The sequence below is a fragment of the Flavobacterium alvei genome, from assembly GCF_002920895.1.
GTDB classification, from domain to species: domain Bacteria; phylum Bacteroidota; class Bacteroidia; order Flavobacteriales; family Flavobacteriaceae; genus Flavobacterium; species Flavobacterium alvei.
In genome coordinates, this window is the sequence record NZ_PQVG01000002.1 from 189,299 (window position 1) to 215,086 (window position 25,788).

Genomic DNA, 25,788 nt, shown 5'->3' on the forward strand with positions numbered 1-25,788 from the left:
TTTTAAACTACCTACCAATGATACAATCCTCAGAACTAATACTCAATCCAGACGGAAGCGTCTATCATTTGAACCTGTTGCCGGAAAATATTGCCCACGACATTATTTTTGTGGGTGACCAAAACCGTGTCGAAAAAATCACGCAATTCTTTGACAGCATCGAATTTTCGACCCAAAAAAGAGAATTCAAAACCCAAACCGGACTTTTCAAAGGCAAACGAATTACTGTAATGTCCACCGGAATTGGTCCCGACAATATCGACATCGTGATGAACGAATTGGATGCTTTGGTCAACATCGATTTGAAAACCAGAACGCCAAAAGAAAATCTAACTTCATTAAATATTATCCGAATTGGAACTTCTGGCTCATTGCAAGCCGATATTCCCGTGGATAGTTTTGTGATGGGGAAATTCGGATTGGGATTAGACAATATGCTCCGCTCCTACCTAATTGACGCTATTTCGAATCCAGAAATGGAAGACGCTTTCATTGCACACACTAACTGGGATTTAAGAAAAGGACGTCCCTACATCATCGCTTGTTCCGAAAAACTAGAAAAACGAATGGAAAGCAGCCGAATTTTCAAAGGAATTACAGGAACTGCTGGCGGATTTTATGGCCCACAAGGAAGAATTTTGCGTTTGAATATTCAAGACGAAAATCTAAATTCCAAAATGGACAATTTCAATTATAACGGCACTCGAATGACCAATCTCGAAATGGAAACCAGCGCCATTTATGGACTTGGAAAATTACTCGGCCACAATTGTTTGTCTTTAAACGCCATCATTGCCAATCGTGCCAACGGAACTTTCAGCGATGACCCCTACAAAGCTGTTGATGAATTGATAACTTATGCTTTGGGAAAATTAGCGGAGTAAAAATATTAAATATGATTAGTATAATAGTTCATTTATTTGTTGGAATAATACAGCATTTTTTTTAGGAATTGGAGGGATTACACGCTGGTTTATTTTTCAAATCTATAATGAATGTTTTACAGAAAAATTTCCCAGAAATATAGATTATTATATAGACAACGAGAGTACTAAAAAAGATAAAAAAGGTTTTTTCAGTACAAAACAAAAACTTTTTTTTAGGAATAATTGTTATTGTATTAATAATAATATTGCTTGATAATTTTGAAAACAAATGAAATTAATCCTCGAAACCGACAGACTCATTCTTCGTGAATTTCTACTTTCAGATGCTGAAGCTTTTTTTGCTATGGATAGTAATCCAAATGTTCATCAATATTTATGGAATAAGCCTGTTCAGAAAATGGAAGAAACGATTGAAATTATTGAGTTCGTCAGGAAACAATATACAGAAAATGGCATTGGAAGATTTGCAATGATTTTGAAAGAAACCAATGAGTTTATAGGTTGGGCAGGATTAAAATTCAATACCGAAATAGTAAATAATAAAACTAATTTCTATGATATTGGCTATCGATTGGACGAAAAATTTTGGGGGAAAGGGTATGCAAGCGAAGCAACATTTGCTTGGTTGAAATATGCTTTCGAAACTATGAATATCAAAACTATAGAAGCTGCTGCACATACTGAAAATGGAGCATCCAATAGAATTCTTCAAAAAATTGGAATGCAAATGACCGAACAATATCTAGAAGATGGTATTTCTTGGAATTGGTATCAATTAGAGAATAACAATAGTTTCTAAAAACCATTCTTACTCCAATTTTCATTTTTTTAACTTCAAATTTTTCGCATAAAGTTGTCTTCCCAATTCTCCTAAAAAAGGCAAACCAATGGTGTCATACTCATATTTATCATCATTGAAAACACCGTCTTTGTTGACTAAAAGCGTTGCCGAAACCATAAATTCAACTTTGTTTTCGGCATCCACAATATAGGCACAATCGATCATTGTTCCGTAAGCATCGCCTACTTTATTATAAATTTTTATATTGGTTGGAATAGTATCTTTGGTATCACCAAACATAAAAAATTTACAATACCCATCGTAATATTCGGTTGAATTATAGCCTGCATTTTTAGGGAGATTTTGCATCGAAAACAGAATAAATTGTCTATCCTTTTCAGTCAATTTAAACCGTTCCGATTCTTTGAAAGTTTCAGGAAATACAATTCTTTTCATTGTATTGTGAAGTGTTTCCAAAGGATAATAATTCTTACTCGAAAAATCAAAAGAACCATTCACCAACGAATCGTTTTTAATATAACCAATTCCTTTTTTGATGTTTTTTAAATTCAAAGGAATGGAAGGTTGGCTTGAAACAGCTGGAATTTGGAGCTTTGATCCATCATTTTTATAAAGTAGTATTGGTTTTGTTGCCAAACTCCTTGGATCAGAACCCGAAACGCGGTGGGAAAGTCTAAACGGTTGCAATCCCTTGGCTTTCATACTTTCGTTCACAGAATCGAAACCTAAAAACTCCAATAAATTAGTACTGGCTTCGTTGTCACTAACGGCAAAAACTTTCGAAATTTCTTTCGAAAACTGAAGTTTTTCGGGATTTCCTTCAATCGTATATTGCGAGTCTTTTGAAGTATTTTCAATCGTATTCAACTTTTCTAAAGCCAAAATCGCAATTGGAAATTTGATGGTACTCGCTGGATAAAAGTAATTCTTAGCATTCAGACGATAAGTGAAATCTTTGAAACTCACTTTATTTTTTTTATCTCGAATAATCTGAGTATAAATAATTTGAAGTTCGAAAGCTTCAGGATTTGACATCACGTTTTTAATCTTCAGATTATCCGAAGCCAAAGTTTCTTGCAGGATGTTTTTCTTTGTTGTAGAACATCCGAACTCCAAAAAAACTAATGCAATTAGGATAAAAACTCGAATACTTTTCATCTTTAATTGGTTAAAAATTCCATTCAATAGGTACTATTCCTTTTTCTTCCAAATATAAATTTGTTAGGCTAAAATGCTTGTTGCCAAACCATTTTTTGTGAACACTTGCAAATGAAGGATGTCCAGATTCCAAAACGAGGTGTTTGGCTCGGTCAATTTTAGCTCCCTTTTTTTGGGCAAAAGCACCCCAAAGTAAAAAAACAACATTCTCTTTTTCGTCTGAAATTTTCTGGATTATAGCATCTGTAAAAGCACTCCATTTCAAATGTTTGTGACTGTTGGGAGCATCCATTCGAACTGAAAGAGCTGCGTTCAAAAGTAAAATTCCTTGTTTTGCCCAAGGTTCTAAATTTCCTGAATTAGGAAAGAAAATAGTACCCAAATCATCGTTCATTTCCCTGAAAATATTGCGTAAAGATGGCGGGATTTTGATTCCATCATTCACCGAAAAACACAAACCATTCGCCTCATTAACTCCGTGATACGGATCTTGACCAATAATGACGACTTTCAAATCTTGGAACGAACAATAATCAAAAGCGGCAAATAGCAGTTCTTTTGGAGGAAAACAAGTGTAGTTTTGGTATTCTTCATCAACCGAATTCATCAAATCCTGGAAATAAGATTTCTGGATTTCGTCCGATAAAATAGTCTGCCAAGAAGGATTGAGGTTGGGTTGCATATTCAAAAGTTATTTCACAAAGATACACGAAGAACACACAGAGATACACAAAAAAAATTTGAAAGTTTTGTGTGACTTTGAGTTTTTGCCTTTGTGAATCTCTGTGAAATAAACATTATGTTTCTCTTTGAAATAATCCTATTTTTGTAACTAAAAGAATTCAAGAATTAAATGATATCCATTACCCAAAAAACGCTTCAAGATTTACAATTTCCAACCGTTCTCGAAACCATTTCGGAGATTTGTAATACTGATATTGGCAAGCAAAAAGCACTCGAAATCACTCCTTTCCGGGACAAGGAAACCTTGATAAATGCCTTGATGCAAACCTCGGAATATGTTTCGTCTTTCCAAAACAACAATGCGATTCCCAATCACGGATTTGATGCAATTACGTATGAAATCAAGTTTTTGGCCATTGAAGACAGCTTTCTGGAAGTAGGTGGATTCCGAAAAATTGCCACCATTTCGGATACCACGAATTTCTTGTTGAATTTCCTAAAAAAATTCGATGATTATTATCCTTATTTAAATAGAAAAGCCTCCGAAATTCAAATCACCAAGGAAATTAGCAGTTTGATTGATGTTGTGGTCGATAAATATGGAGAGATTCGAGACAATGCTTCTCCGCAATTATCAGAAATTCGCAAAAGTATGAATCTCGTTCGCGGCAAAGTCAATCAGAGTTTTGGAGTGGCTTTGACACAATACAATTCTTTGGGTTATTTGGACGATATCAAGGAAAGTTTTGTTCAAAATCGTAGGGTTTTAGCCGTTTTGGCAATGTATCGCCGAAAAGTAAAAGGCTCTATTTTGGGTAGTTCAAAAACAGGAAGTATCGCTTATATCGAACCGGAAGCCACCCTGAGATATTCCCGAGAATTGAGCAATTTAGAATACGAAGAGAAAGAAGAAATCACTCGAATTCTGAAGCAATTATCGAATCAGATTCGTCCGTTTTTGCCTTTGCTAATCCAATACCAAGATTTCTTGAGTGATATTGACGTGGTGGCTGCCAAAGCAAAATATGCCAATCGAATCAATGGAATTTTGCCAACAATTACCGAAGATAGACGATTGTTTTTTAGGGATGCTTTCCATCCTATTTTGTATTTGAACAACAAACAGAAAAACGAAATCACGCATCCGCAAACCATCGAATTGAGTCAAGAAAACCGCATCATCGTAATTTCTGGACCTAATGCTGGGGGAAAAACCATATCTCTAAAAACTGTTGGATTATTGCAATTGATGTTGCAATCTGGGATGTTGATTCCCGTGCACGAACGCAGCGAAACCTTTTTATTCGATAGAATCCTAACCGATATTGGCGACAATCAATCTATTGAAAATCATTTGAGTACCTACAGTTACCGATTGAAGAATATGAACTACTTCTTGAAGAAATGCAACAAGAAAACAATGTTCTTGATTGATGAATTCGGAACGGGTTCTGATCCAGAATTAGGTGGTGCTTTGGCTGAAATTTTCTTGGAAGAATTCTACCATCGGGAAGCTTTTGGAATTATTACCACGCATTATTCGAACCTAAAAATTCTGGCGAACGAATTGCCTTTTGCCACCAATGCCAATATGTTATTCGACGAAAAAACGTTAGAACCAATGTATAAATTGGTTTTGGGACAAGCTGGAAGTTCTTTCACCTTTGAAGTCGCCTTGAAAAACGGAATTCCGTATGGATTAATCAATCGGGCGAAAAAGAAAATCGAAGTGGGAAAAGTGCGATTTGACAAAACCATTGCCACGCTCCAAAAAGAACGTTCCAAATTGGAAAAAACTTCCATCAATTTGAAAGAAGAAGAAACTCGAGCTCGTGAGGAAGGCAAGAAAATGGAAAACATCAACCTGAAAATAAAGCAAAAACTGGAAAGCTATCAGGAATTGTATGACAGCAACCAAAAAACCATTTACATCGGCCAGAAAATAGAAGATATTGCCGAGAAATATTTCAACAACAAAAACAAGAAAGACTTGATTGGCGAATTTATAAAATTGGTCGAAATCGAAAATTCGAAACGCAAAAAAACGACGCCAAAAGTGGCCAAAGCCATTATCGAAAAGAAAAAAGAAATCATCAAGGAAGTCGAAATCAAGGTCGAAGAAATTAGAATCGAGAAAAAGGAAAAGAAACTCAAACCTGTTATCGAAAAACCAAAACCCATCCTAAAAGTAGGCGACCGAGTGAGAATGATGGACGGAAAAGCGGTGGGAAGCATTGACAAAATCGAGAAAAACAAAGCTGTGGTTAATTATGGCTTATTCACTTCGAAAGTGAGTTTGGAGGAATTGGAATTGGTGGAAGCGGTGAAAAAATAAGAGTCATTGAGTTAAAAAATGGAACACGGATGACACAGATGCGACGGATAAAATACGGATTTTATAAATCTATTTTTATATAAAAACCTGTGTAAATCAGTCCAATCCGTAAAATCTGTGAGCTAATTTTTTATTTTACTAGGCTCCTAGCAATAACATAATTAACAAACAGAATGCAAAACTTACCCAAAAACAAAAAAATAATTCTCTTTGACGGCGTTTGCAATTTGTGCAATTCGGCGGTGCAATTCGTGATTCGGCACGACAAGAAAGACGTGTTTCGATTCGTGGCTTTGCAATCGGAATTGGGTCAAGATATTTTGAATCATATTGGAATTAATCCAAAAAACATCGACAGCATTATCCTGTATGAACCAGGAATTGCTTATTATTATAAATCACAAGCTGCTATTGAAATTGCCCGAAATTTGGGTGGATTTTGGCATTTTGGAACTATTTTCAGAATTATTCCAACCCCAATTGCCAATCAGCTTTATGATTACGTTGCCAAGAATAGATATAAATGGTACGGCAAAAAAGAAAGTTGTATGATGCCAACTCCGGAACTAAAATCAAAATTTTTATAAAAAATGGCCAACTATGATATTTATCATATTAAATGATTGACAATACCTGTAAATTTGACCAATCTTAATAATAAATAATTATGGGAAATATACCACTATATTCATGGGGAAATGGGTCATTTATAATGATTTTTGTTTTTGGTTTAGTAATAATTGGTTTAATTGCAGCTGTTTTCTTTATGATGAATTCCGATAAGAAAAAAAAATAAGATTATAGGATTATTAAAAAAAGAGGATAACTAATTAGTTATCCTCTTTTTATTTTCAAAAAAACCAGTTCTTAACTTCGAATTAATTTTCTGTATTTCAAACGTTTTGGAGTTAAATCACCACCTAAACGTTTCTTTTTGTTTTCTTCATAATCAGAAAAACCACCTTCAAAATAATATACTTCTGAATTACCTTCGAAGGCTAGAATATGAGTACAAATTCTATCCAAGAACCATCTGTCGTGCGAAATCACTACAGCACATCCAGCAAAATTTTCTAAACCTTCTTCTAATGCTCGAAGGGTGTTCACGTCCAAATCATTTGTTGGCTCATCTAATAAAAGAACGTTTCCTTCTTCTTTTAATGTCATTGCTAAGTGCAAACGGTTTCTTTCTCCACCCGAAAGCATCGATACTTTCTTGTTTTGTTCTCCGCCACCGAAGTTAAACCTTGACAAATAAGCGCGAGAATTTACTTGTTTTCCGCCCATCATCACCAATTCCTGTCCGTCAGCAAAGTTTTCCCAAATGGATTTGTTTGGATCAATATTAGAATGCGCTTGATCTACGTAAGCAATTTTCACAGTATCACCAATTAAAAATTCACCTCCATCTGGTTTTTCCTCACCCATAATCATTTTGAAAATGGTAGATTTACCAGCTCCGTTTGGTCCAATAATTCCAACAATTCCAGCCTGTGGCAAAGTGAAATTTAAGTTATCATACAATAATTTGTCTCCAAAAGCTTTGGCTACACCTTTAGCCTCAATAACATTAGTTCCCAATCTTGGCCCGTTTGGAATGTAGATTTCCAAGTTTTCGTCCAATTGTTTTTGGTCTTCATTCAACAATTTATCGTAATTTTGTAAACGCGCTTTTTGCTTAGTTTGACGCCCTTTCGCTCCTTGACGAACCCATTCTAACTCACGCTCCAAGGTTTTTCTACGTTTAGAAGCTACTTTTTCTTCCTGAGCCATACGGTTTGATTTTTGATCTAGCCAAGACGAATAATTTCCTTTCCAAGGAATACCTTCTCCTCTATCCAATTCCAAAATCCAACCGGCAACATTATCCAAGAAGTACCTATCGTGAGTTACTGCAATTACAGTTCCAGAATATTGTGCCAAATGTTGTTCTAACCAAAGCACGCTTTCTGCATCCAAGTGATTCGTTGGCTCATCTAAAAGTAAAACATCTGGCTGTTGCAACAACAATCGACATAAAGCTACACGACGTCTTTCTCCTCCAGATAAATTTTTAATTGGAGTATCACCATCTGGAGTACGCAAAGCATCCATTGCAATTTCTAATTTGGTATCGATTTCCCAAGCACCAAGAGCATCAATTTTGTCTTGCAATGCGGCTTGGCGATCCATTAACTTATCCATTTTATCGGGATCTGAATAGTTTTCTTCCAAACCAAACAAATCGTTTATTTTATTGTATTCATCTAAAACCGCCATTGTTTCAGCAACTCCTTCTTGAACAATTTCAAGAACCGTTTTGGTATCGTCTAATTGTGGATCTTGTTCCAGATACCCCACAGTATAACCTGGTTGAAAAACCACATCGCCTTGGTAATTTTTATCAACTCCTGCAATAATTTTTAAAAGAGATGATTTTCCAGAACCATTTAGTCCCAAAATTCCAATTTTTGCTCCGTAAAAGAAACTCAAATAGATATTTTTAAGAACAGGTTTGTCTGCTCCCTGATATGTTTTACTCAATTTTTGCATTGAGAAAATTACTTTTTTATCGTCTGCCATTATTTTTTGTTTAAAGTTTTATTTGTTTAAAGTTGTTCTAAATACAACTTATCACTATTTACTAATTACTATTTTTAAACCCTTCCTTTCAGCGAACTAAATACCCATGCATTGGCCAAAAATCCTACGCCAACAGCTGCAAATCCCCATCCAGCTACATCATCATATCTAAACGCTCCTAATCCAATCAATAACAATCCCATTAAAATCATTATTAAGGTAGCCCATCCTAAAATAGTGTTTTTATTCATCCCCATAATTTTTGTTTTTTATTTTAGAAGTGCAAATATCGTAAAATTTAAATGCTAATTAAATATTTTAAAAAGCATTTCTCTCAGCAAATCCGATTGTGGCAAAGCATTCGCCCCCACTCCCTTGCTTTTTACGTCAACATCTCTCAAAGAGGTAACAATCTGACTCACTTTTCGCATCGGATAATTTTTGAGTGCAATGTCATAATCTTTTAGAAAAAATGGATTAACACCCAATACTTTCGCCACGTTATTGGGATTTTTGTCTTTCAATCCGTGGTATTTTAATAATTGTACAAAGAAACCAAAAACCAAACTCGTAGTCATTACAATTGGATTGTCTTTTGGGTTTTGTGCAAAATTATCGGCAATGGTGTAAGCGCGTAATTGGTTTCGGTCACCAATGGCTTTTCGCAATTCGAATACATTAAAGTCTTTGCTAAAACCGATGTTTTCCTCAATATGATGTGGCGTTATCGTGCTGCCTTTCGGCAAAATAATTTGCAGTTTTTCTAATTCATTATTGATTTTACTCAAATCGGTTCCCAAAAACTCCACCAACATCGCATTGGCTTTGGGTTCGATGGAATATTTTTTGCCAGCCAAAACCCGTTTAATCCAATCGCCCACTTGGTTTTCATATAATTTTTTGCTTTCGTAAACGATGCCGTTTTTTGCCAATAATTTGGTTACTTTTTTCCGTTTATCTAAGGTTTTGTATTTGTAACAAATAACCAAAACCGTTGAATTCATTGGATTTTCGGCATAACTTTCAATTTTATCAATAGTTCTTGACAAATCTTGGGCTTCTTTTACAATTACCACTTGTCGTTCTGCCATCATTGGATAGCGCTTGGCTGTCGAAACAATATCTTCTATCGTCACATCACGACCGTACAAAACGGTTTGGTTGAAGCCTTTTTCGTCTTCCGACAATACTTTGTCCTCAATATAATCGGATAATTTGTCAATATAATAAGGCTCCTCACCCATCAAAAAATAAATAGGTTTAATGTTGCCCGCCTTGATATCGTTGACTATTTTTAAAACTTCGTCCATTTTGTCTATTCTCTTTTATCTATTATCTAAAAGTCTTACTTTTGTTTTATGCAACAACTCAATTTTCCTTCTTATTCTTTTCGCTTCAAAAATAGCGAAAATAAAGTGTCTATTTTCGACGAAATCAGGAAAAAATTCATCATTCTCACTCCCGAAGAATGGGTTCGTCAACATGTGGTTCGATTTTTATTGGAAGAAAAAAAATACCCCAAATCCTTGATCAATGTAGAAAAAGTATTGAACGTCAACGGATTGCGAAAAAGATACGATATTGTGGTTTTCAATCCTGACGGTTCCATCTTTGTTTTGGTAGAATGTAAAGCTCCCGAAATTAAAACCGCACAGGCCACTTTTGACCAAATTGCCCGCTACAACCTGACTTTGAAAGCCCAATATTTGATGGTAACGAATGGTTTGAATCATTACTTTTGCCAAATGGATTTTGAGAACGAGAAATATGAGTTTTTGAGGGAATTGCCGGATTATGAGAAGAGATGAAAGATGAAAGATGAAAGATGATAGACGAAAAGAAAATAGAATTAAGAAAATAGAGTAAATCTAAAAAGTATAAATGAAAATAGCCGTAGTAATCCTCAATTGGAATGGAACCAAATTATTGGAACAATTTTTACCTTCCGTTGTCGAATTTTCTCCCGAAGCCGATATTTATGTCGCCGACAATGCTTCGACCGATGATTCTATTGCGTTTGTAAAAGCGAATTTTCCAACGGTGAAAATAGTGGTAAACGAAAGTAATTTTGGTTTTGCCCAAGGCTATAACGAAGCTTTAAAACATATTGATGCCGAGATTTATGCCTTGGTCAATTCGGATATTGAAGTGACCGAAAACTGGTTGAAACCCATCATCGACACTTTCGAAAACGAACCCAAAACAGCCATAATCCAACCCAAACTTTTGGATTTTAAACGCAAGGAATACTTTGAATATGCAGGTGCAGCAGGAGGATTTTTAGATAAATATGGCTATCCTTACTGCCGTGGCCGTGTTTTCGAAACTTTGGAAAAAGACAACGGACAATATGATGATAATCGGGAAATATTTTGGGCTTCGGGAGCTTGTTTTTTTATAAGAAGTTCGGTTTACAAGGAATTACAAGGTTTCGATGCCGATTTTTTTGCGCATCAGGAAGAAATTGATTTGTGTTGGCGCGCCTTCAATAAAGGACATGTTATTAAATTCAACTCACAATCGGTGGTGTATCACGTAGGCGGAGCGACTTTACAACAAGGAAATCCAAAGAAAACGTTCCTGAATTTCAGGAATTCTTTGTTGATGTTGCTGAAAAACCTTCCCAATAAAAAATTAATTCCCGTAATTTTCTGCCGTCTGGTTTTGGATGGAATTGCAGGAATACAATTTTTATTTCAAGGAAAATTTAAACATTTATTAGCAATTCTGAAAGCTCATTTCTCCTTTTATTCACTTGTTACTGAACATTATAAAAAAAGAGATGCATTCCAATCTGCAAAATACTATAAAACAGAGAGTATTGTATTTCAATATTACGTTAAAGCTGGCACCATTTTTGAAAAATGATTTTAACAAAGATTTATACCCGAATTCTAAATTCAAAAAACTAACTTTGTAATTAATGTTTAATTAAAATTTTATCATTTATGAAAAAAATTGTTTTAACCTTATCGGTAATGATGCTTTTAACTTCTTGCGTTTCTAAGAAACAATATGCTGCTTTAGAAGCTAAAAACAAAGAAACACAAGACTTATTAAATACTTGCACTGTAAAACTGAACTCTTGTTTAGAAGAGAAAGCAGGTCTTAAAGCCAGTGTTGATGGATTAAGAGAGCAAAACACACATTTAATTTCTCAGTCTAAAGACATGACTGTTTTGACAACAAAAGGTGCTGAAAACATTGAAAAAGCATTGGAATCAATCAAAGAAAAAGATTTAAAAATTAGCAGAATGCAAGATGCTTTAACTAAAAAAGACAGTGTTACACTTGCCGTTGTTACTAGTTTGAAATCAGTTGTAGGATTGAATGACGAGGATATCGAAATTAACGTAGATAAAGGAGTGGTTTTCATTTCTATTTCTGATAAAATGTTGTTCAAAAGCGGTAGCTATAACGTAACTGACAAAGCAAAAGGAGTTTTAGAAAAAGTTGCTAAAGTGGTAAATGACAAACCTGATTTTGAATGTATGGTAGAAGGTCATACCGACAATATTCCTTATAACGGAAAAGGTGATCTTGTTGACAACTGGGATTTGAGTGTTAAGCGTTCAACCTCTATCATCCGCGTATTGTCTGAGCAATTGGGTGTGAATCCAGCTCAATTGATCGCAGCAGGTAGAAGTTCATTTGTACCCTTAGTTGCTAATGATACTCCCGAAAACAGAGCAAAAAACAGAAGAACTCGTATTTATGTTTTGCCTAAAATTGACCAATTTTATGAAATGGTTGAGAAAGAAATGAAAAAACAACAATAGTAATTAGTGTTCAGTATCCTGTGAGCAGTATTCAGTTTGTTTAGCATATAAAAAACGTCTCGAGAAATCGGGACGTTTTTTTGTATATTGCTCTTAGTACTAAAAAATATCAATATCTCCTTTTCCTTCACGTACTACAACAGGTTCATATCCAGATAAATCGACAATAGTTGAAGCCACATTATCGCCATAACCACCATCAATAACCATATCGACAAGATTTTGCCATTTCTCGAAAATAAGTTCTGGATCGGTGGTATATTCAATCACTTCATCCTCATCCCGAATGGAAGTAGAAACTATTGGATTTCCTAATTGTCTAACGATTTCCAAAGCAATAGAATTATCGGGAATACGAATTCCGACCGTGTTTTTCTTCTTGAATTCTTTGGGTAAATTGTTATTTCCCGGTAAAATAAAGGTGTAAGGTCCAGGCAAAGCTCTTTTTAAAATCTTAAAAGTTGCGGTATCAATTTGCTTCACATAATCCGAAAGATTGCTCAAATCGGAACAAATAAAAGAGAAATTAGCTTTTTCTAATTTAACCCCCTTAATTCTTGCAATGCGTTCCAAAGCCTTACTGTTGGTAATATCGCATCCCAAACCATAAACGGTATCTGTTGGATAAATCACCAAACCTCCGTCTTGCAAAACCTTCACGACTCTGGCAATTGCCGCTTCGCTGGGTTTGTCTTCGTATATTTTTATGAATTGTGCCATTTTATTTTAGAATAAAGAGTATAGAAAATAGAGAATAGACTAGTATTTTATTTTTTGAAAAACTTTTGAAACGTAAAACATCATTGCAATGGATACTAAATTAATTTTTACAATAAAAACATCATCAGAATTGAACATTAATAAAAAATGAGATGGATGAAAATCAAATCCAACAAGAACGTCCTTAGTCAAATCTAGGGTTAATTTAATTCCTAACCCATTAATTGCGGAATAAAATAACCCAAAAACATCAAAAGCAACTAACTGCATTATCAAAGAAATAAAGACAAATTTAAATCCTAAATCGTAATTTTTTTTATTCAATAAAATCCCGGAATAGATGCAAAACCCAAAAAATAAAAATGGAGTCAGTATTGAAACATAACCCATCCAATTTTGACTTTCAGATAAATTAGTGGTAAAAAACAAATAAGATGTAATCAACAAACCTATTACACCTCCAATAATCTGGTATATTTCAATAAAATTAATTTGTTTTAAAAGTCTTTTATCTTGCATCTATTTTCTTTGTTCTATTTTACCCTATCACATCCAATTTAGCAAAACGCAACAACAATTTCTTGATGCCGCCCACTTCAAACTTGATTTCGGCTTTTTTGTCTGCTCCAACGCCTTCCAAATTTAATACTTCGCCTTTGCCAAAACGTTCGTGCATCACGATATTTCCAGCAACCAATTTATTGTCAAACAAATTGGCAGCTCCCGAAGACGGGTTGCTTGAAACGGGTTTCAGTTTCCGAATATTGAGGTCTGGTTTAGGTTCGTTATTAGTAACATAACTTGGCGGCGTTCCCGCGACGGGTTTTGCTAAACGCAATTTCGATTTATCCACATCGCCAAAAATATCGCTGTCAATCATTGGTTTGTAGCGGTAATTATTTTCAACTGGAGTCAGGTATTCCAAATATTGACCATCTATTTCTTCAATAAAACGGGATGGTTCGCTATCGGTCAGTTTTCCCCAACGATAGCGCGATTGCGAATACGTTAAATACGCTTGATGTTCTGCTCTGGTCAAGGCCACATAAAACAAACGGCGTTCTTCTTCGAGTTCGCTTCTTGTACTCATACTCATCGCACTTGGAAACAAATCTTCCTCCATTCCCACCACAAAAACGTGTGGAAATTCTAATCCTTTGGCCAAGTGAATAGTCATCAACGCCACGCGGTCTTCATCGCTGGTGTCTTTGTCCAAATCAGTTGCTAGAGCCACGTCTTCCATAAATTCGGACAAAGCGCCACGAGCTCCGTCAATTTCTCTTTGACCCTCTGTAAAATCCTTGATACCGTTGAGTAATTCTTCGATATTCTGGATTTTTGCCATTCCTTCCGGCGTGGCATCTTTCTTTAATTCTTGAACCAATCCCGTTTTTTTAGCCACGTGGTCGGTGATATAAAAAGCATCCTGATTTTCGTTAATGACCTGGAAACTCTCGATCATCATCACAAAATCTTGCAGTTTTTGCTTGGTTCCCGAGTTCAATTTCAAGTCGATTTTATCAATGTTTTTCATCACTTCAAATATGGAACGTTTGTAGTGATTGGCGGCTACGGTCAATTTTTCGACTGTGGTATCCCCTATTCCTCTGTGCGGATAATTGATTACCCGAACCAAGGCTTCCTCGTCTTTTGGATTCAAAACCAATCGCAAATAACACAAAACATCCTTGATTTCTTTTCTTTGGTAAAACGACAAACCACCATAAATTCGGTACGGAATATCTCTTTTTCTGAGCGCATCCTCCATCGCACGGGATTGCGCATTGGTACGATACAAAATAGCAAATTGCCCATTCATCATTTGATGTTGCATCTTTTGCTCGAAAATCGTGCTGGCAACGAAACGTCCTTCTTCGGCATCGGTCAAACTGCGATGGACTTTTATTTTAGGTCCAAAATCATTGGCCGTCCAAACCACTTTATCCAGCTTGGTTTTGTTCTTGTCGATAATCGTGTTGGCGGCTTCCACAATATTTTTGGTCGAGCGATAATTTTGTTCCAATCGAAAAGTTTTCACGCCATCATAATCTTTTTGGAAATTCAGGATGTTGTTGATATTGGCGCCACGAAAAGCATAAATACTTTGGGCATCATCCCCTACCACACAAATATTTTGAAATTTATCCGACAAAGCTCTCACAATCAAATACTGCGAATGATTAGTATCTTGGTACTCATCGACCAAAATATAACGAAAACGGTTTTGGTATTTGGCCAAAACTTCTGGAAAACGAGTCAACAATTCATTGGTTTTCAACAATAAATCATCAAAATCCATTGCACCCGCTTTGAAACAACGATCGACATAATTTTGATAAATTTCGCCCAAACGAGGTTTTTTGCTCATAGCATCTTGCTCTTGCAATTCGGGATTGTTGAAATAAGCTTTTACGGTAATCAAGCTATTTTTATAAGAGGAAATTCTACCTAAAACCTGTTTGGGTTTATAAACATCGCGATCCAATTGCATTTCCTTGATAATGCCCGAAATCGCTCTAACAGAATCCTGAGAATCATAAATGGTAAAGTTAGAAGGATAACCTAATTTATCGGCTTCAGAACGTAGAATTCGAGCAAAAACAGAGTGAAAAGTTCCCATCCAAAGATTCTTGGCCTCATTGGAACCTACAATATCGGAAATACGCTTTTTCATTTCACGTGCCGCTTTGTTGGTAAACGTCAACGACAAAATACTAAAAGCATCGATTCCTTGACTCATCAAATAAGCAATTCGAATGGTTAGTACACGAGTTTTTCCAGAGCCTGCACCAGCAATAATAATCATTGGCCCGTCTTTTTGTAGTACGGGTTCGCGTTGGGCTTCATTAAGTTGGTCGATGTATTTCTGCATAAAATTTTTCTGTTGAATGCAAAAATAAGGATTTAAGTCTTAGAAATTTGATTAATAATCGAATGAAAAACTGTTTTTTTTAACCAACAAATTTTAGAATTTGAACAAAATAATCCCAAAATGCTAAAGTTACAAATGATTAAAAACAGTAACAAAATTCTATATTTTTTGTATAGATTTGCCGCCTGCGACAATACTCAAACTATTTCAGAATTCATTTATGAGCAATTATTTTCTTGACATCGAATACAACCATCTCGTTTATGATGAACAAGAAGTCAATTTAAAGGAATTTGAATGCTGCACTTTTAACCACTGTGATTTCTCGAACTGTAATTTTATTGGAGTTGTTTTTATTGATTGCACTTTTAACGATTGCCTTTTTAGTGGAGCCAAAATCAATCATGTTGCCCTTAGAACCGTTTTGTTCAACAGATGCAAAATGGAAGACGTCAATTTTGCAATGTGTGACAAACTCATTTTTGAAGTCCATTTCAAGGAATGTGTACTGGATTTTTCTAAATTTTATACACTAAAAATTAAAGGAACTACTTTTGTCGATTGTAGTATTATTGCCGTAGATTTTATGAGTGCCGATTTGACCGAAGTCGTTTTTGATAATTGTGACCTCTATCGTTCAGAATTTATGAAAGCTAATGCCAATAAAGTCAATTTCAAAACGAGTTATAATTATACTATCGACCCATCGAAAACAAAAATAAAAAAAGCCGTTTTTTCATTGAACGAAGTAAAAGGACTACTATACAAGCACGATATTATTGTGACTTAAATTCCTCGATTCTTTATACCATTTCCTTTAAACCATCATCTTCAAATTTATCTATATTTTTAAAGTACGAATCAGAGAATTTAGTACTTTTAATAGATTAAAATACGAAACCAATACCATCTCAAAATCGGTGCTTCACAAATAAATATTTTCTTCCAAAAAATAGCTTTTTTATACTATATAAAATATGATATAAATCATATTCGAAATAATTTTTTTTTTTGAAATTTGATACTCTAATCTAATTTAAATCAAAGAGATATGGCAAATTTTGATATCAAACACATTAAAAATGTTGTTCTAGTTGGGCATACCGGAAGTGGCAAGACGACTCTGATTGAATCGATGTTATTTGAAGCTGGATTAATCAATCGAAGAGGTTCAATTCTGGAAAAAAATACAGTAGCGGATTATTCGGAAATTGAACATGAAAAAGGTAAATCTTTTTTCTCAAAATTAGTCAATACAAAATGGAGAGGTTACAAAATAAACCTTTTAGACACTCCTGGATACGATGATTTTGCTGGTGAAATTATTGGTGCGATGCGTGTAGCCGATTGTGGTTTAATGCTTTTGAATTCTTCAATGGGTGTCGAAGTGGGAACTGATATTATTTGGGAATATGCCAATGATTACAAATTGCCTATTTTATTAGCCGTAAATCAATTAGACAATGAAAAATCGGACTTTGACAAAACCATTCAAGAAGCCAAAGATCATTTTGGACAAAGCGTGGTTGTGGTTCAATATCCCTTGAATCAAGGGGCTAATTTTGATGCTGTTGTTGATGTGTTGAATATGGTGCTGTACAAATATCCAAAAAATGGTGGCAAACCAGAAAAACTGCCAATTCCTGAAAATGAAATCGAAAAAGCCAATCGTTTGCATCAAGAATTAATAGAAACTATTGCTGGAAATGACGAAACATTGATGGAACTTTATTTCGAAAAAGGCGAATTGAATGAAGATGAAATGAAATTAGGCTTGCATCATTCGTTGATAAAACACGAAATTTTTCCAGTATTTTGCGTTTCTGCCAAGAAAAATATGGGAAGCGGTAGAATTATGGGCTTCATTGACAATGTTTGCCCATCGGCTTATGAAATGCCCAAACAAAAAACTATTGACGGTAAGGAAATTGAATGCAGCGAAAACGCTCCAACTGCCATATTCATTTATAAAAACCTCTCAGAGCCTCATATTGGCGACTTAAGTTTCTTCAAGGTTCTTTCGGGTAAAATTAAAGTGGGAGATGAATTGACCAACGAAAACACAGGTCAAATCGAACGCATCAATCAATTGTATGAAGTAGAAGGAAGTAAACGAACTCCTGTAAATGAATTGACCGCTGGAGATATTGGAGCGACTCTAAAATTGAAAGATACTCACATCAACAACACGCTTCACGAAAAAGGAAAACACATCGAAATTACTCCAATCGTATTTCCAAATTCGACTTATTCTATTGCTGTTGAAGGCACAAAAAAAGGGGAAGAAGAAAAATTATCTATGGCTTTACATCAATTGGTCGAAGAAGATCCAACTATTAGAATCGAAGTTTCTCCTGAATTAAATCAAACCATTATTCATTGCCACGGCGAATTGCATTTGGCTATCATTAAATGGAAATTAGAAAAACAATATAAATTATCGGTAGAATTTCGCAGTCCAAAAATTCCGTATCGCGAAACCATTCAAAAAAGTGCCGAAATCACCTATCGCCATAAAAAACAATCGGGAGGTTCAGGACAATTTGCCGAAGTTGCAATGAAAATAGAACCTTGGTATGAAGGAATGGACGAACCGAAAGGCTATAATATTCGTGGAAAAGAAGAAATTAATTTGCCTTGGGGCGGAAAATTAATCTATTACAATTGCATCGTGGGTGGCGCTATCGACACTCGTTTTCATCCTTCAATTTTGAAAGGAATTATGGAAAAAATGACCAAAGGACCACTTACAGGTTCTTATGTTAGAGATGTTCGAGTGATTTTGTACGATGGGAAAATGCACCCAGTTGACAGCAACGATTTGGCCTTTAAAACGGCTGGAATGATGGCTTTTAAAGAAAATTTTATCAAAGCTGATCCGCAATTATTAGAACCATTTTATCATATCAAAATTCAAGCGCCTGAGGAACTTACGGGTGCAATTATGAGTAATATTCAAACCCATAGAGCCAATGTAGAAAGTATGGATGCCGAAGGACAATTTACGCTGATTACAGCTTTTCTGCCTTTTGCAGAAATGCAGGAATTTGGCAGTGATTTGCGTTCCATAACGCAAGGAAGAGCGCGATTTACGGCTAAATTCGATCATTATGAATCGGTTTCTTTTGAGATGCAGAAAAAATTAGTTTCGGAATTTAAAAAAGAAGAGGAACTGGTTTATTAAAGTTATTTGATCAAAAAAGAGTCTCACATCATTTGCGAGACTCTTTTTTTGTTAATCAATATATTTACTTTTAAGTCGTTTTTACCAACAATCCTTTTAGCCAGATTCCAACAATCAAAGCGATGATTAGTAATCCTGCGAAAAAATAAAAAATGGTAATTTCAGTACTTATCCCCAACAATAATGGCCCTGCAAAAGCTGCTGCTGACCAAGCAGTCAGAATATAACCCAAAACTTGCCCGTATTTTTCAGTTCCATAAATGCTTTTCACAAAAGAAGGCATCGTAGCAAAACCAGCGCCGTATCCTGCAATAATAACATAAGTCAATATTTGAAAAGAAATTGTACTAGTCGAAAAACTAGGTATCAAAGCAAAACAAAGAGCATTGATTCCAATAAAAATCATAAAGGTAGTCCAACATCCAATTTTATCTGAAATACTAGACCAAAACAAACGTCCAAGTCCATTAAATAAACCAATAATAGCAACAAACATCGTGGCCTGTGCTGCAGACATTCCTGCTACTTCTTCGCCCAAAACTGCCGCTTTTGAGATAATGGCAATTCCGCCGCAAACATTGAGAAACAACAACAACCACAGCGCTATAAAACGTTTGTCGGTGATGATTTGTTTGGGAGTCAAATCGATATGAGCGTGATGAACGTTGCTTGTAATTTCAGGATTGGACAAATACAAAGCGCTCAATAACATACAAATTCCATAGCCAACGGCGAGTGTTTCAAAGGCTCCTGACAAACCCATAGAAGCGATTAATGGGCCAATCAAAAAAGAAGCCAACAACGATCCTAAAGCAAAAGACATGATGATAATTCCTGAGGCCATTCCAGGTTTTTCTGGAAACCATTTTACAACCGTGTAAACAGGAACTACGTAGCCAAAGCCTAAACCAATTCCTTGCAAAACACCAAATGTTAAATAAAATAAGTAAATATTACCAACACTCACAGCATAAGCAGTTCCTAATAATCCGATGGTTAAAAATAGTGTTGCAATTATTCCAGCTTTAGTCGGTCCTACTTTTTGTGCAAATTTGCCCATAAAAGCAGCGGTTAATCCTAGAAAGCAAATGGCTAAACTAAAACCTGTTTTCGTGTCGTGAGCATCCCAATTTAATGCTGTGGTTAAAGGTTCGATCCATTTACTATAGGCATAAATAGACCCGATGGACAGTTGCATAACCATTCCTGCCAACACGATTAAATATTTATTCTTTTTCATTATTCTAATTTCTTAAATGCGGTGTAATTTGAATTATTTTATGATCATCTGTAACCAATACTAATTTTGAAAATGGAACACGGATGACACTGATTTAAACTGATAAAAACGGATTTTTATATAATATATGCGAAAATCCGTCTAATCCGTTTCATCTGTGTTTTTTTTTGAGTTATTAGTCCGCTTAGCGGACGGTCATAATTTATTTTATAGTAACATTATCTAAATACTGACTAAAAATAGCTTTAGCATTTTCTAATGCTTCTGTAGTTGGCGAAGGCGTTTCTGCAAGAGCATATTGCATATTCATCAACTCCCATTTGTGTTTTCCCAATTGATGAAAAGGGATAATTTCTACTCTTTCAATTGTTTTATAACCCGAAAAATGTTTCGCCCATTCGTGCAAATATTCTTCTTGATCGGTCCAACCGGGAACAAAAACATAACGCAACCACATTGGTTTGCCAGTACTTTCGCGGTGTTCTGCAATTTTTAAAGTAGTAGCATTATTCAAACTAGTGAGTTTTTTGTGCCATTCGGGATTGATGTGTTTTACATCCAAGAGCAACAAATCGGTTCGGTCTAAAAGTTCTTTGGTGTGATCGTCTAAAACCCTTCCATTCGAATCCAAACAAGTGTTGATTCCGTTTTCGTGCAAACGGTCGAAGAAGTGAATTAATTTGGCTCTTTGCAACAAAGGTTCGCCACCAGAAACGGTTACTCCGCCTTTTTTTCCAAAATAAGCCTTTTGTTTTACTGCTTTCGAAACCAGTTCATCGACAGTTACTAATGTTCCGCCGTGAATGTCTATCGAATCTGGATTTTGACAATACAAACATCTAAATTGGCAACCTTGAACAAATACCACCATTCGAATTCCGGGACCATCGTGAGTTCCGAAGGTTTCTAAAGAATGAATTCTTAATAAGTCAATTTCAGATTCGTTTAATAAATGGGTATCTTGTTCTGGAAAATACATAGGTTAGGAATGATTAAGATTAAATTCTATTTCTTTAGGTAAAACTAAAGAAATAGAATTTATAAAACACTTTGCTTTTTTGAATTATTGAATTCAATTACATAGTGCTATGGAAAGTTCTGCTAATCACTTCTAATTGATGTGCTTTTGACAATCTCACAAAATTTACTGCATAACCAGAAACACGGATGGTCAATTGAGGATAATTCTCAGGGTGATTGTAAGCGTCTAACAAGGTTTCTTTGTTCAGAACATTCACATTCAAGTGATGTGCATTTCTTCCAAAATAAGCATCAAGTGTAGTAGTCAAATTACCAACTTGCTCTTCTAAATTGTTTCCTAATGATTTTGGAACCATTGTAAAAGTATAAGAAATTCCATCTTGAGCATCGTTATAATTCAATTTACTCACTGAGTTTAAAGAAGCAATCGCTCCATTTTCGTCTCTACCGTGCATTGGATTTGCCCCAGGAGCAAAAGCTTCGCCTGCTTTACGACCGTCAGGAGTTGCACCAGTATTAGAACCATACATTACATTGGATGTAATGGTCAACAAGGAAAGTGTTGGTGTAGAATTTTTATAGGTTTTGTGTTTTCTCAACTCATCGATAAAAATCTTAGTAACTTCTTTAGCGATGTCATCTACTCTATCGTCATCGTTACCAAATTTTGGAAAATCACCTTCGATATTGAAATCTGTAGTCAATCCAAATTCGTTTCTAACTGGAGTTACTTTAGCATATTTAATAGCTGAAAGTGAATCGGCAATGATTGAAATTCCGGCAGCACCATATGCAATATCAATTTTGGGATTACTATCAATTAATGACATTTGAGCTCTTTCGTAGTAATATTTATCGTGCATATAATGAATGATATACATTGATTTTGCATAGACACGAGCTACTTCGGCTAATGTTTTCTTGAATGATTTCATTACAGTATCATAATCCAATACTTCGTCATCCATTTCAGAAATTCCTCCTACTACTTGAACACCTTCTGATTCTTCTCTTCCACCATTCAATGACAATAAAAGTGCTTTTGGCAAATTGGCACGAGCACCAAAATGTTGAATTGATTTTCCAATTTCTTGGTAAGAAACGCAACAAGCAATTCCATAATCGTCTGAACCACGGTTGTCTCTCATTAAATCGTCATTTTCATATTGAAGTGATGAAGTGTCGATTGAAACTTGAGCACAAAAATCTTTGAACCCTTGTGGTAAATTTTCAGACCATAAAACCGTTAAATTAGGTTCTGGTGAAGCACCTAAATTATAAAGCGTTTGCAAGAAACGGAAAGATGTTTTGGTCACTTTAGTTCTACCATCGTGAAATTGACCTCCGATAGCTTCGGTAACCCAAGTTGGATCTCCACCAAAAATAGCATCATAAGCACCTGGACGCAAGTGACGCACCAAACGCAATTTCATTACAAATTGGTCTATATATTCTTGAGCTTGTTCTTCGTCAATGATTCCAGCTTCGATATCGTTTTGAATATAAACATCCAAAAATGAAGAAACATTTCCAAGAGACATTGCAGCTCCATCTTGTTCCTTAACAGCACTCAAATACCCTAAATATGTAAACTGAACAGCTTCTTGAGCATTTGTTGCAGGTTTAGAAATGTCAATTCCATAAGAAAGAGCCATTTTTTTCATATCCTGCAAAGCATTAATTTGTTCGGCAATTTCTTCACGCAAACGAACTTTAGCATCGGTCATATCGCCAGACACTTTTCCTTTGTCTGATTTCTTCTCTGCAATTAATCTGTCAATTCCATAAAGAGCCACTCTCCTAAAATCACCAATAATTCTTCCTCTTGCGTAATTATCAGGCAAACCTGTTAATACGTGTTTAGATCTAAAGGTTTTGATTTCGCCATCATAAGCATCAAAAACGGCTTGATTATGATTTTTGGCGTAATTAAAAATATCTACTACTCTATCAGAAACTTTCAAACCTTTTTCAGCAACTGCCGATTGTACTAATTTGATTCCTCCAAAAGGTTTCATAGCTCTTTTTAAAAGCTCATCGGTTTGAAGTCCAACAATAGTTTCATTTTCTTTTTGAATATAACCAGGTCCGAAAGAAGTAATATTCGAAATAACTTCGGTGTCAATGGCAAGACAACCATCATTTTGTCTTTCTTTCAAAAGTGATTCTTTACAAACATTCCAAAGTTGAGTGGTTTTATAAGAAGGCCCTACAAGAAAACTAGCGTCGCCTTCATATGATTTAAGGTTTTGTAAAACAAAATCGTGTACATTAATACTATCTTTCCAAACTCCTACTTTTAACTCTAAACTTTTTACTAAATTTTCCATTTTTATATTTCTTAGTTTTTCTTTTTTAACTATCTTTTTTCTATGTTTAAATTTACGATAAATGTAAATAGAATGTGTATTTCGCTGATTTTTTAGGAATGTATCAATTACACACTTAATTTACAGACAATACAACAACTTTACGGTCACAATAATTTATTATGTGAAATTTTTATATGTTTTTGAAAGAAAATTGTAATATTTACGATAACGGTATAGTTTTTTTTATTTTTCAAAATTTGCTCATTTTCTTCTGAAAAACGTCCTTAGTCTATTTTTTTTATTCAAAAAATCACAACAAACAGTCCTAAAACCCTAATAGTATTTATCATTTATTCAAGTTTATTGATCAAAAAGTAATAATAAATCATTTTATAGATTTGGTCTGTAAATCAAAAAATTACAAAATAAGACTGCTTATTTGCAAAAAATTCACAGACTAAACTGAATTAATCTGTGAATCGAATCTTAAAATTTTAGAACTTAAAACTATTTCAAAAAAGCTATAGTTTCAACTCCATTTTATAATCTTCCATCAAATAACCATCTCCAATATCTAAATCTTCTTCGGAGGCAATTTCGAAACCTATTTTTTGGTAAAACGAAACCGCTTTATTAAATTTATTCACATTCAAAGAGACCACCTCCGATTGATTTTCTTTAGCTAAACCAACTACTTTTTCAATCAATGCATTTCCAACTCCTTTGCCTTGGGCTTCAGGTAAAATATAGATTTTATGAAGTCGAGTTACTTTCGTATTGAGATAATTGTTTTCGCAACTCGTAAAACCCAAACACATATCATCTTCATAAGCCAAGAAAAACAAGGGTTTTACTTTAAATTGTTCCAATAAAGATTCGTCGGAATACATTAAATCCAGCATATAATCCAATTGTTCCTGCGATAAAATAGAACCATACGTATTCGGCCAGGTTTTATGTGCAATTTCTTGAATTAAAGGTATATCGGTAATTGTAGCTTGTAAAATTCTAATCATTTATTTGGTATAAACGGTATTTTCCTGTTCAGAAACTCTAATAAATGTGGTTCTTTTGGTCAATTCTTTCAACCTCGAAGCACCAACATAAGTACAAGCACTTCGCAAACCACCCAAAACATCTTTCAAAGTAATTGCAACATCTCCTCTAAAAGGCACTTGAACTGTTTTTCCCTCGCTGGCTCTATATTCGGCAACACCACCTACATATTTATCCATCGCAGTCGATGAACTCATTCCGTAAAATTGTTTGAATTTTTCGCCATTAATTTCGACCATTTCACCACCACTTTCGGTATGACCGGCGAGCATTCCTCCTAGCATTACAAAATCGGCTCCAGCACCAAAAGCTTTGGCCACATCACCTGGAGTTTTGCAACCGCCATCGCTAATAATTTGTCCTCCAAGACCGTGAGCCGCATCGGCACATTCTATAATAGCCGAAAGTTGCGGATAACCTACCCCTGTTTTTACTCTGGTCGTACAAACTGAACCGGGACCAATTCCTACCTTAATAATATCGGCTCCAGCCAACAATAATTCCTCAACCATTTCGCCCGTAACTACATTTCCAGCAATAATCACTTTGTCGGGATATTGCTTGCGAGTTTGCTGCACAAAATTGACAAAATGTTCCGAATAGCCATTGGCAACATCAATACAAATGAATTTCAATAACGGATTGGCTTCGAAAATTTGAGCTATTTTTTTAGAATCGTCTTTTCCGGTTCCGGTACTTATGGCGATGTAATTATACATTTCTGGTGCTAAATCACGCAAAAAATCATTCCATTCTTGTACGGAATAATGTTTGTGGATGGCGGTGAAAAGTTGGTCTTCGGCCAAAGCTTTTGCCATTTCAAAAGTTCCTACAGTATCCATATTGGCGGCCATAATAGGAACTCCTGTCCACGCAGTAGTGCTATGTAAAAATTTGAATTCTCTTTCTAAACTGACATGAGAACGGCTCTTTAAGGTAGATCTTTTAGGTCTAATCATTACATCTTTGAACCCCAATTTCATTTCTGTTTCTATTCTCATTCGGTAGTGATTTTAATTGTATAAATATCTTTCAAAATTACAAAATAATACCAAATGATTTTAAGTTATTAGCCGAAGAATTCTTGTATAATACCATTGCTTTTTTTTTAAAATAACAACCAACAAAACATATCTTTTTATTCGACAATTTTACAATTATCAGATTTTTTTTATATATTTCATCGACAAACCCTTTAAGGGCGCAGGCTATTTGG

22 protein-coding genes are annotated in these 25,788 nt (G+C 35.0%); 9 read left to right on the top strand and 13 right to left on the bottom strand.

What is annotated here, in order from left to right; genetic code table 11:
* Positions 1-17: 17 nt before the first annotated feature.
* On the top strand, positions 18-884 hold the full coding sequence (locus tag C3L50_RS03865) for a nucleoside phosphorylase (protein WP_103804829.1): 867 nt from the start codon (positions 18-20) through the stop codon (positions 882-884).
* 271 nt (positions 885-1,155) lie between these two features.
* Complete coding sequence (locus C3L50_RS03870; protein ID WP_103804830.1) at positions 1,156-1,686, top strand: GNAT family N-acetyltransferase; 531 nt, start codon at positions 1,156-1,158, stop codon at positions 1,684-1,686.
* A 21-nt stretch (positions 1,687-1,707) separates the two neighbouring features.
* On the opposite strand, the gene C3L50_RS03875 is transcribed toward C3L50_RS03870, so the two are convergent.
* Together C3L50_RS03875 and ung are read right to left on the bottom strand one after the other, a co-directional pair.
* Entirely contained in the window at positions 1,708-2,847 is a 1,140-nt protein-coding gene (locus C3L50_RS03875; RefSeq protein ID WP_103805118.1) for a serine hydrolase, read from the bottom strand.
* Between the two features lie 10 nt (positions 2,848-2,857).
* Positions 2,858-3,529: a uracil-DNA glycosylase gene (gene ung / locus C3L50_RS03880; RefSeq protein WP_103804831.1), complete on the bottom strand. Its 672-nt coding sequence runs from the start codon at positions 3,527-3,529 to the stop codon at positions 2,858-2,860.
* Positions 3,530-3,700: 171 nt separating this feature from the next.
* Here ung and C3L50_RS03885 point away from each other — a divergent pair, with 171 nt between their 5' ends.
* Both C3L50_RS03885 and C3L50_RS03890 read left to right on the top strand, forming a co-directional pair.
* Positions 3,701-5,866 (top strand): endonuclease MutS2, encoded by a 2,166-nt coding sequence (locus tag C3L50_RS03885; protein WP_103804832.1) that lies wholly within the window; start codon positions 3,701-3,703, stop codon positions 5,864-5,866.
* A 173-nt stretch (positions 5,867-6,039) separates the two neighbouring features.
* A complete protein-coding gene (locus C3L50_RS03890; protein ID WP_103804833.1) occupies positions 6,040-6,453 on the top strand; it encodes a thiol-disulfide oxidoreductase DCC family protein in 414 nt (137 codons plus the stop codon).
* Positions 6,454-6,733: 280 nt separating this feature from the next.
* Here C3L50_RS03890 and ettA read toward each other — a convergent pair whose 3' ends face one another.
* From ettA to holA, 3 genes are all read right to left on the bottom strand, one after another.
* Positions 6,734-8,428 (bottom strand): energy-dependent translational throttle protein EttA, encoded by a 1,695-nt coding sequence (gene ettA / locus C3L50_RS03900; RefSeq protein WP_103804835.1) that lies wholly within the window; start codon positions 8,426-8,428, stop codon positions 6,734-6,736.
* A gap of 74 nt (positions 8,429-8,502) precedes the next feature.
* Positions 8,503-8,685 carry a CAL67264 family membrane protein gene (locus C3L50_RS03905; protein ID WP_103804836.1) on the bottom strand — a complete coding sequence of 61 codons (183 nt, stop codon included), beginning with the start codon at positions 8,683-8,685 and terminating at the stop codon, positions 8,503-8,505.
* Between the two features lie 48 nt (positions 8,686-8,733).
* Positions 8,734-9,738 (bottom strand): DNA polymerase III subunit delta, encoded by a 1,005-nt coding sequence (holA, locus tag C3L50_RS03910; RefSeq protein WP_103804837.1) that lies wholly within the window; start codon positions 9,736-9,738, stop codon positions 8,734-8,736.
* A gap of 48 nt (positions 9,739-9,786) precedes the next feature.
* Here holA and C3L50_RS03915 point away from each other — a divergent pair, with 48 nt between their 5' ends.
* From C3L50_RS03915 to C3L50_RS03925, 3 genes are all read left to right on the top strand, one after another.
* Complete coding sequence (locus tag C3L50_RS03915) at positions 9,787-10,236, top strand: type I restriction enzyme HsdR N-terminal domain-containing protein (RefSeq protein ID WP_103804838.1); 450 nt, start codon at positions 9,787-9,789, stop codon at positions 10,234-10,236.
* Between the two features lie 73 nt (positions 10,237-10,309).
* Positions 10,310-11,296, top strand: a complete 987-nt coding sequence (locus C3L50_RS03920) for a glycosyltransferase family 2 protein (protein WP_103804839.1) — start codon at positions 10,310-10,312, stop codon at positions 11,294-11,296.
* Positions 11,297-11,376: 80 nt separating this feature from the next.
* Positions 11,377-12,207: an OmpA/MotB family protein gene (locus tag C3L50_RS03925; protein WP_103804840.1), complete on the top strand. Its 831-nt coding sequence runs from the start codon at positions 11,377-11,379 to the stop codon at positions 12,205-12,207.
* 99 nt (positions 12,208-12,306) lie between these two features.
* Here C3L50_RS03925 and C3L50_RS03930 read toward each other — a convergent pair whose 3' ends face one another.
* Genes C3L50_RS03930 through C3L50_RS03940 form a run of 3 tightly spaced genes read right to left on the bottom strand, consistent with a single transcriptional unit; the run spans position 12,307 to position 15,799 of the window.
* Positions 12,307-12,927, bottom strand: coding sequence for an L-threonylcarbamoyladenylate synthase (locus C3L50_RS03930; protein WP_103804841.1), 621 nt, complete (start codon positions 12,925-12,927; stop codon positions 12,307-12,309).
* Positions 12,928-12,966: 39 nt separating this feature from the next.
* The gene (locus tag C3L50_RS03935) at positions 12,967-13,446 is read right to left on the bottom strand and encodes a hypothetical protein (RefSeq protein ID WP_103804842.1); all 480 of its coding nucleotides are present in this window, start codon (positions 13,444-13,446) and stop codon (positions 12,967-12,969) included.
* 19 nt (positions 13,447-13,465) lie between these two features.
* The gene (locus tag C3L50_RS03940; protein ID WP_103804843.1) at positions 13,466-15,799 is read right to left on the bottom strand and encodes an ATP-dependent helicase; all 2,334 of its coding nucleotides are present in this window, start codon (positions 15,797-15,799) and stop codon (positions 13,466-13,468) included.
* Positions 15,800-16,019: 220 nt separating this feature from the next.
* Here C3L50_RS03940 and C3L50_RS03945 point away from each other — a divergent pair, with 220 nt between their 5' ends.
* Complete coding sequence (locus tag C3L50_RS03945) at positions 16,020-16,589, top strand: pentapeptide repeat-containing protein (protein ID WP_103804844.1); 570 nt, start codon at positions 16,020-16,022, stop codon at positions 16,587-16,589.
* A gap of 261 nt (positions 16,590-16,850) precedes the next feature.
* Positions 16,851-18,983 (top strand): elongation factor G, encoded by a 2,133-nt coding sequence (locus C3L50_RS03950; protein WP_103804845.1) that lies wholly within the window; start codon positions 16,851-16,853, stop codon positions 18,981-18,983.
* A 70-nt stretch (positions 18,984-19,053) separates the two neighbouring features.
* On the opposite strand, the gene C3L50_RS03955 is transcribed toward C3L50_RS03950, so the two are convergent.
* From C3L50_RS03955 to C3L50_RS03975, 5 genes are all read right to left on the bottom strand, one after another.
* Complete coding sequence (locus tag C3L50_RS03955; protein WP_103804846.1) at positions 19,054-20,223, bottom strand: OFA family MFS transporter; 1,170 nt, start codon at positions 20,221-20,223, stop codon at positions 19,054-19,056.
* 202 nt (positions 20,224-20,425) lie between these two features.
* Entirely contained in the window at positions 20,426-21,202 is a 777-nt protein-coding gene (gene pflA / locus C3L50_RS03960; RefSeq protein WP_103804847.1) for a pyruvate formate-lyase-activating protein, read from the bottom strand.
* 97 nt (positions 21,203-21,299) lie between these two features.
* On the bottom strand, positions 21,300-23,534 hold the full coding sequence (gene pflB, locus C3L50_RS03965) for a formate C-acetyltransferase (RefSeq protein ID WP_103804848.1): 2,235 nt from the start codon (positions 23,532-23,534) through the stop codon (positions 21,300-21,302).
* 503 nt (positions 23,535-24,037) lie between these two features.
* The gene (locus C3L50_RS03970; RefSeq protein WP_103804849.1) at positions 24,038-24,532 is read right to left on the bottom strand and encodes a GNAT family N-acetyltransferase; all 495 of its coding nucleotides are present in this window, start codon (positions 24,530-24,532) and stop codon (positions 24,038-24,040) included.
* On the bottom strand, positions 24,533-25,573 hold the full coding sequence (locus tag C3L50_RS03975) for a GMP reductase (RefSeq protein ID WP_103804850.1): 1,041 nt from the start codon (positions 25,571-25,573) through the stop codon (positions 24,533-24,535).
* Between the last annotated feature and the right edge of the window lie 215 nt (positions 25,574-25,788).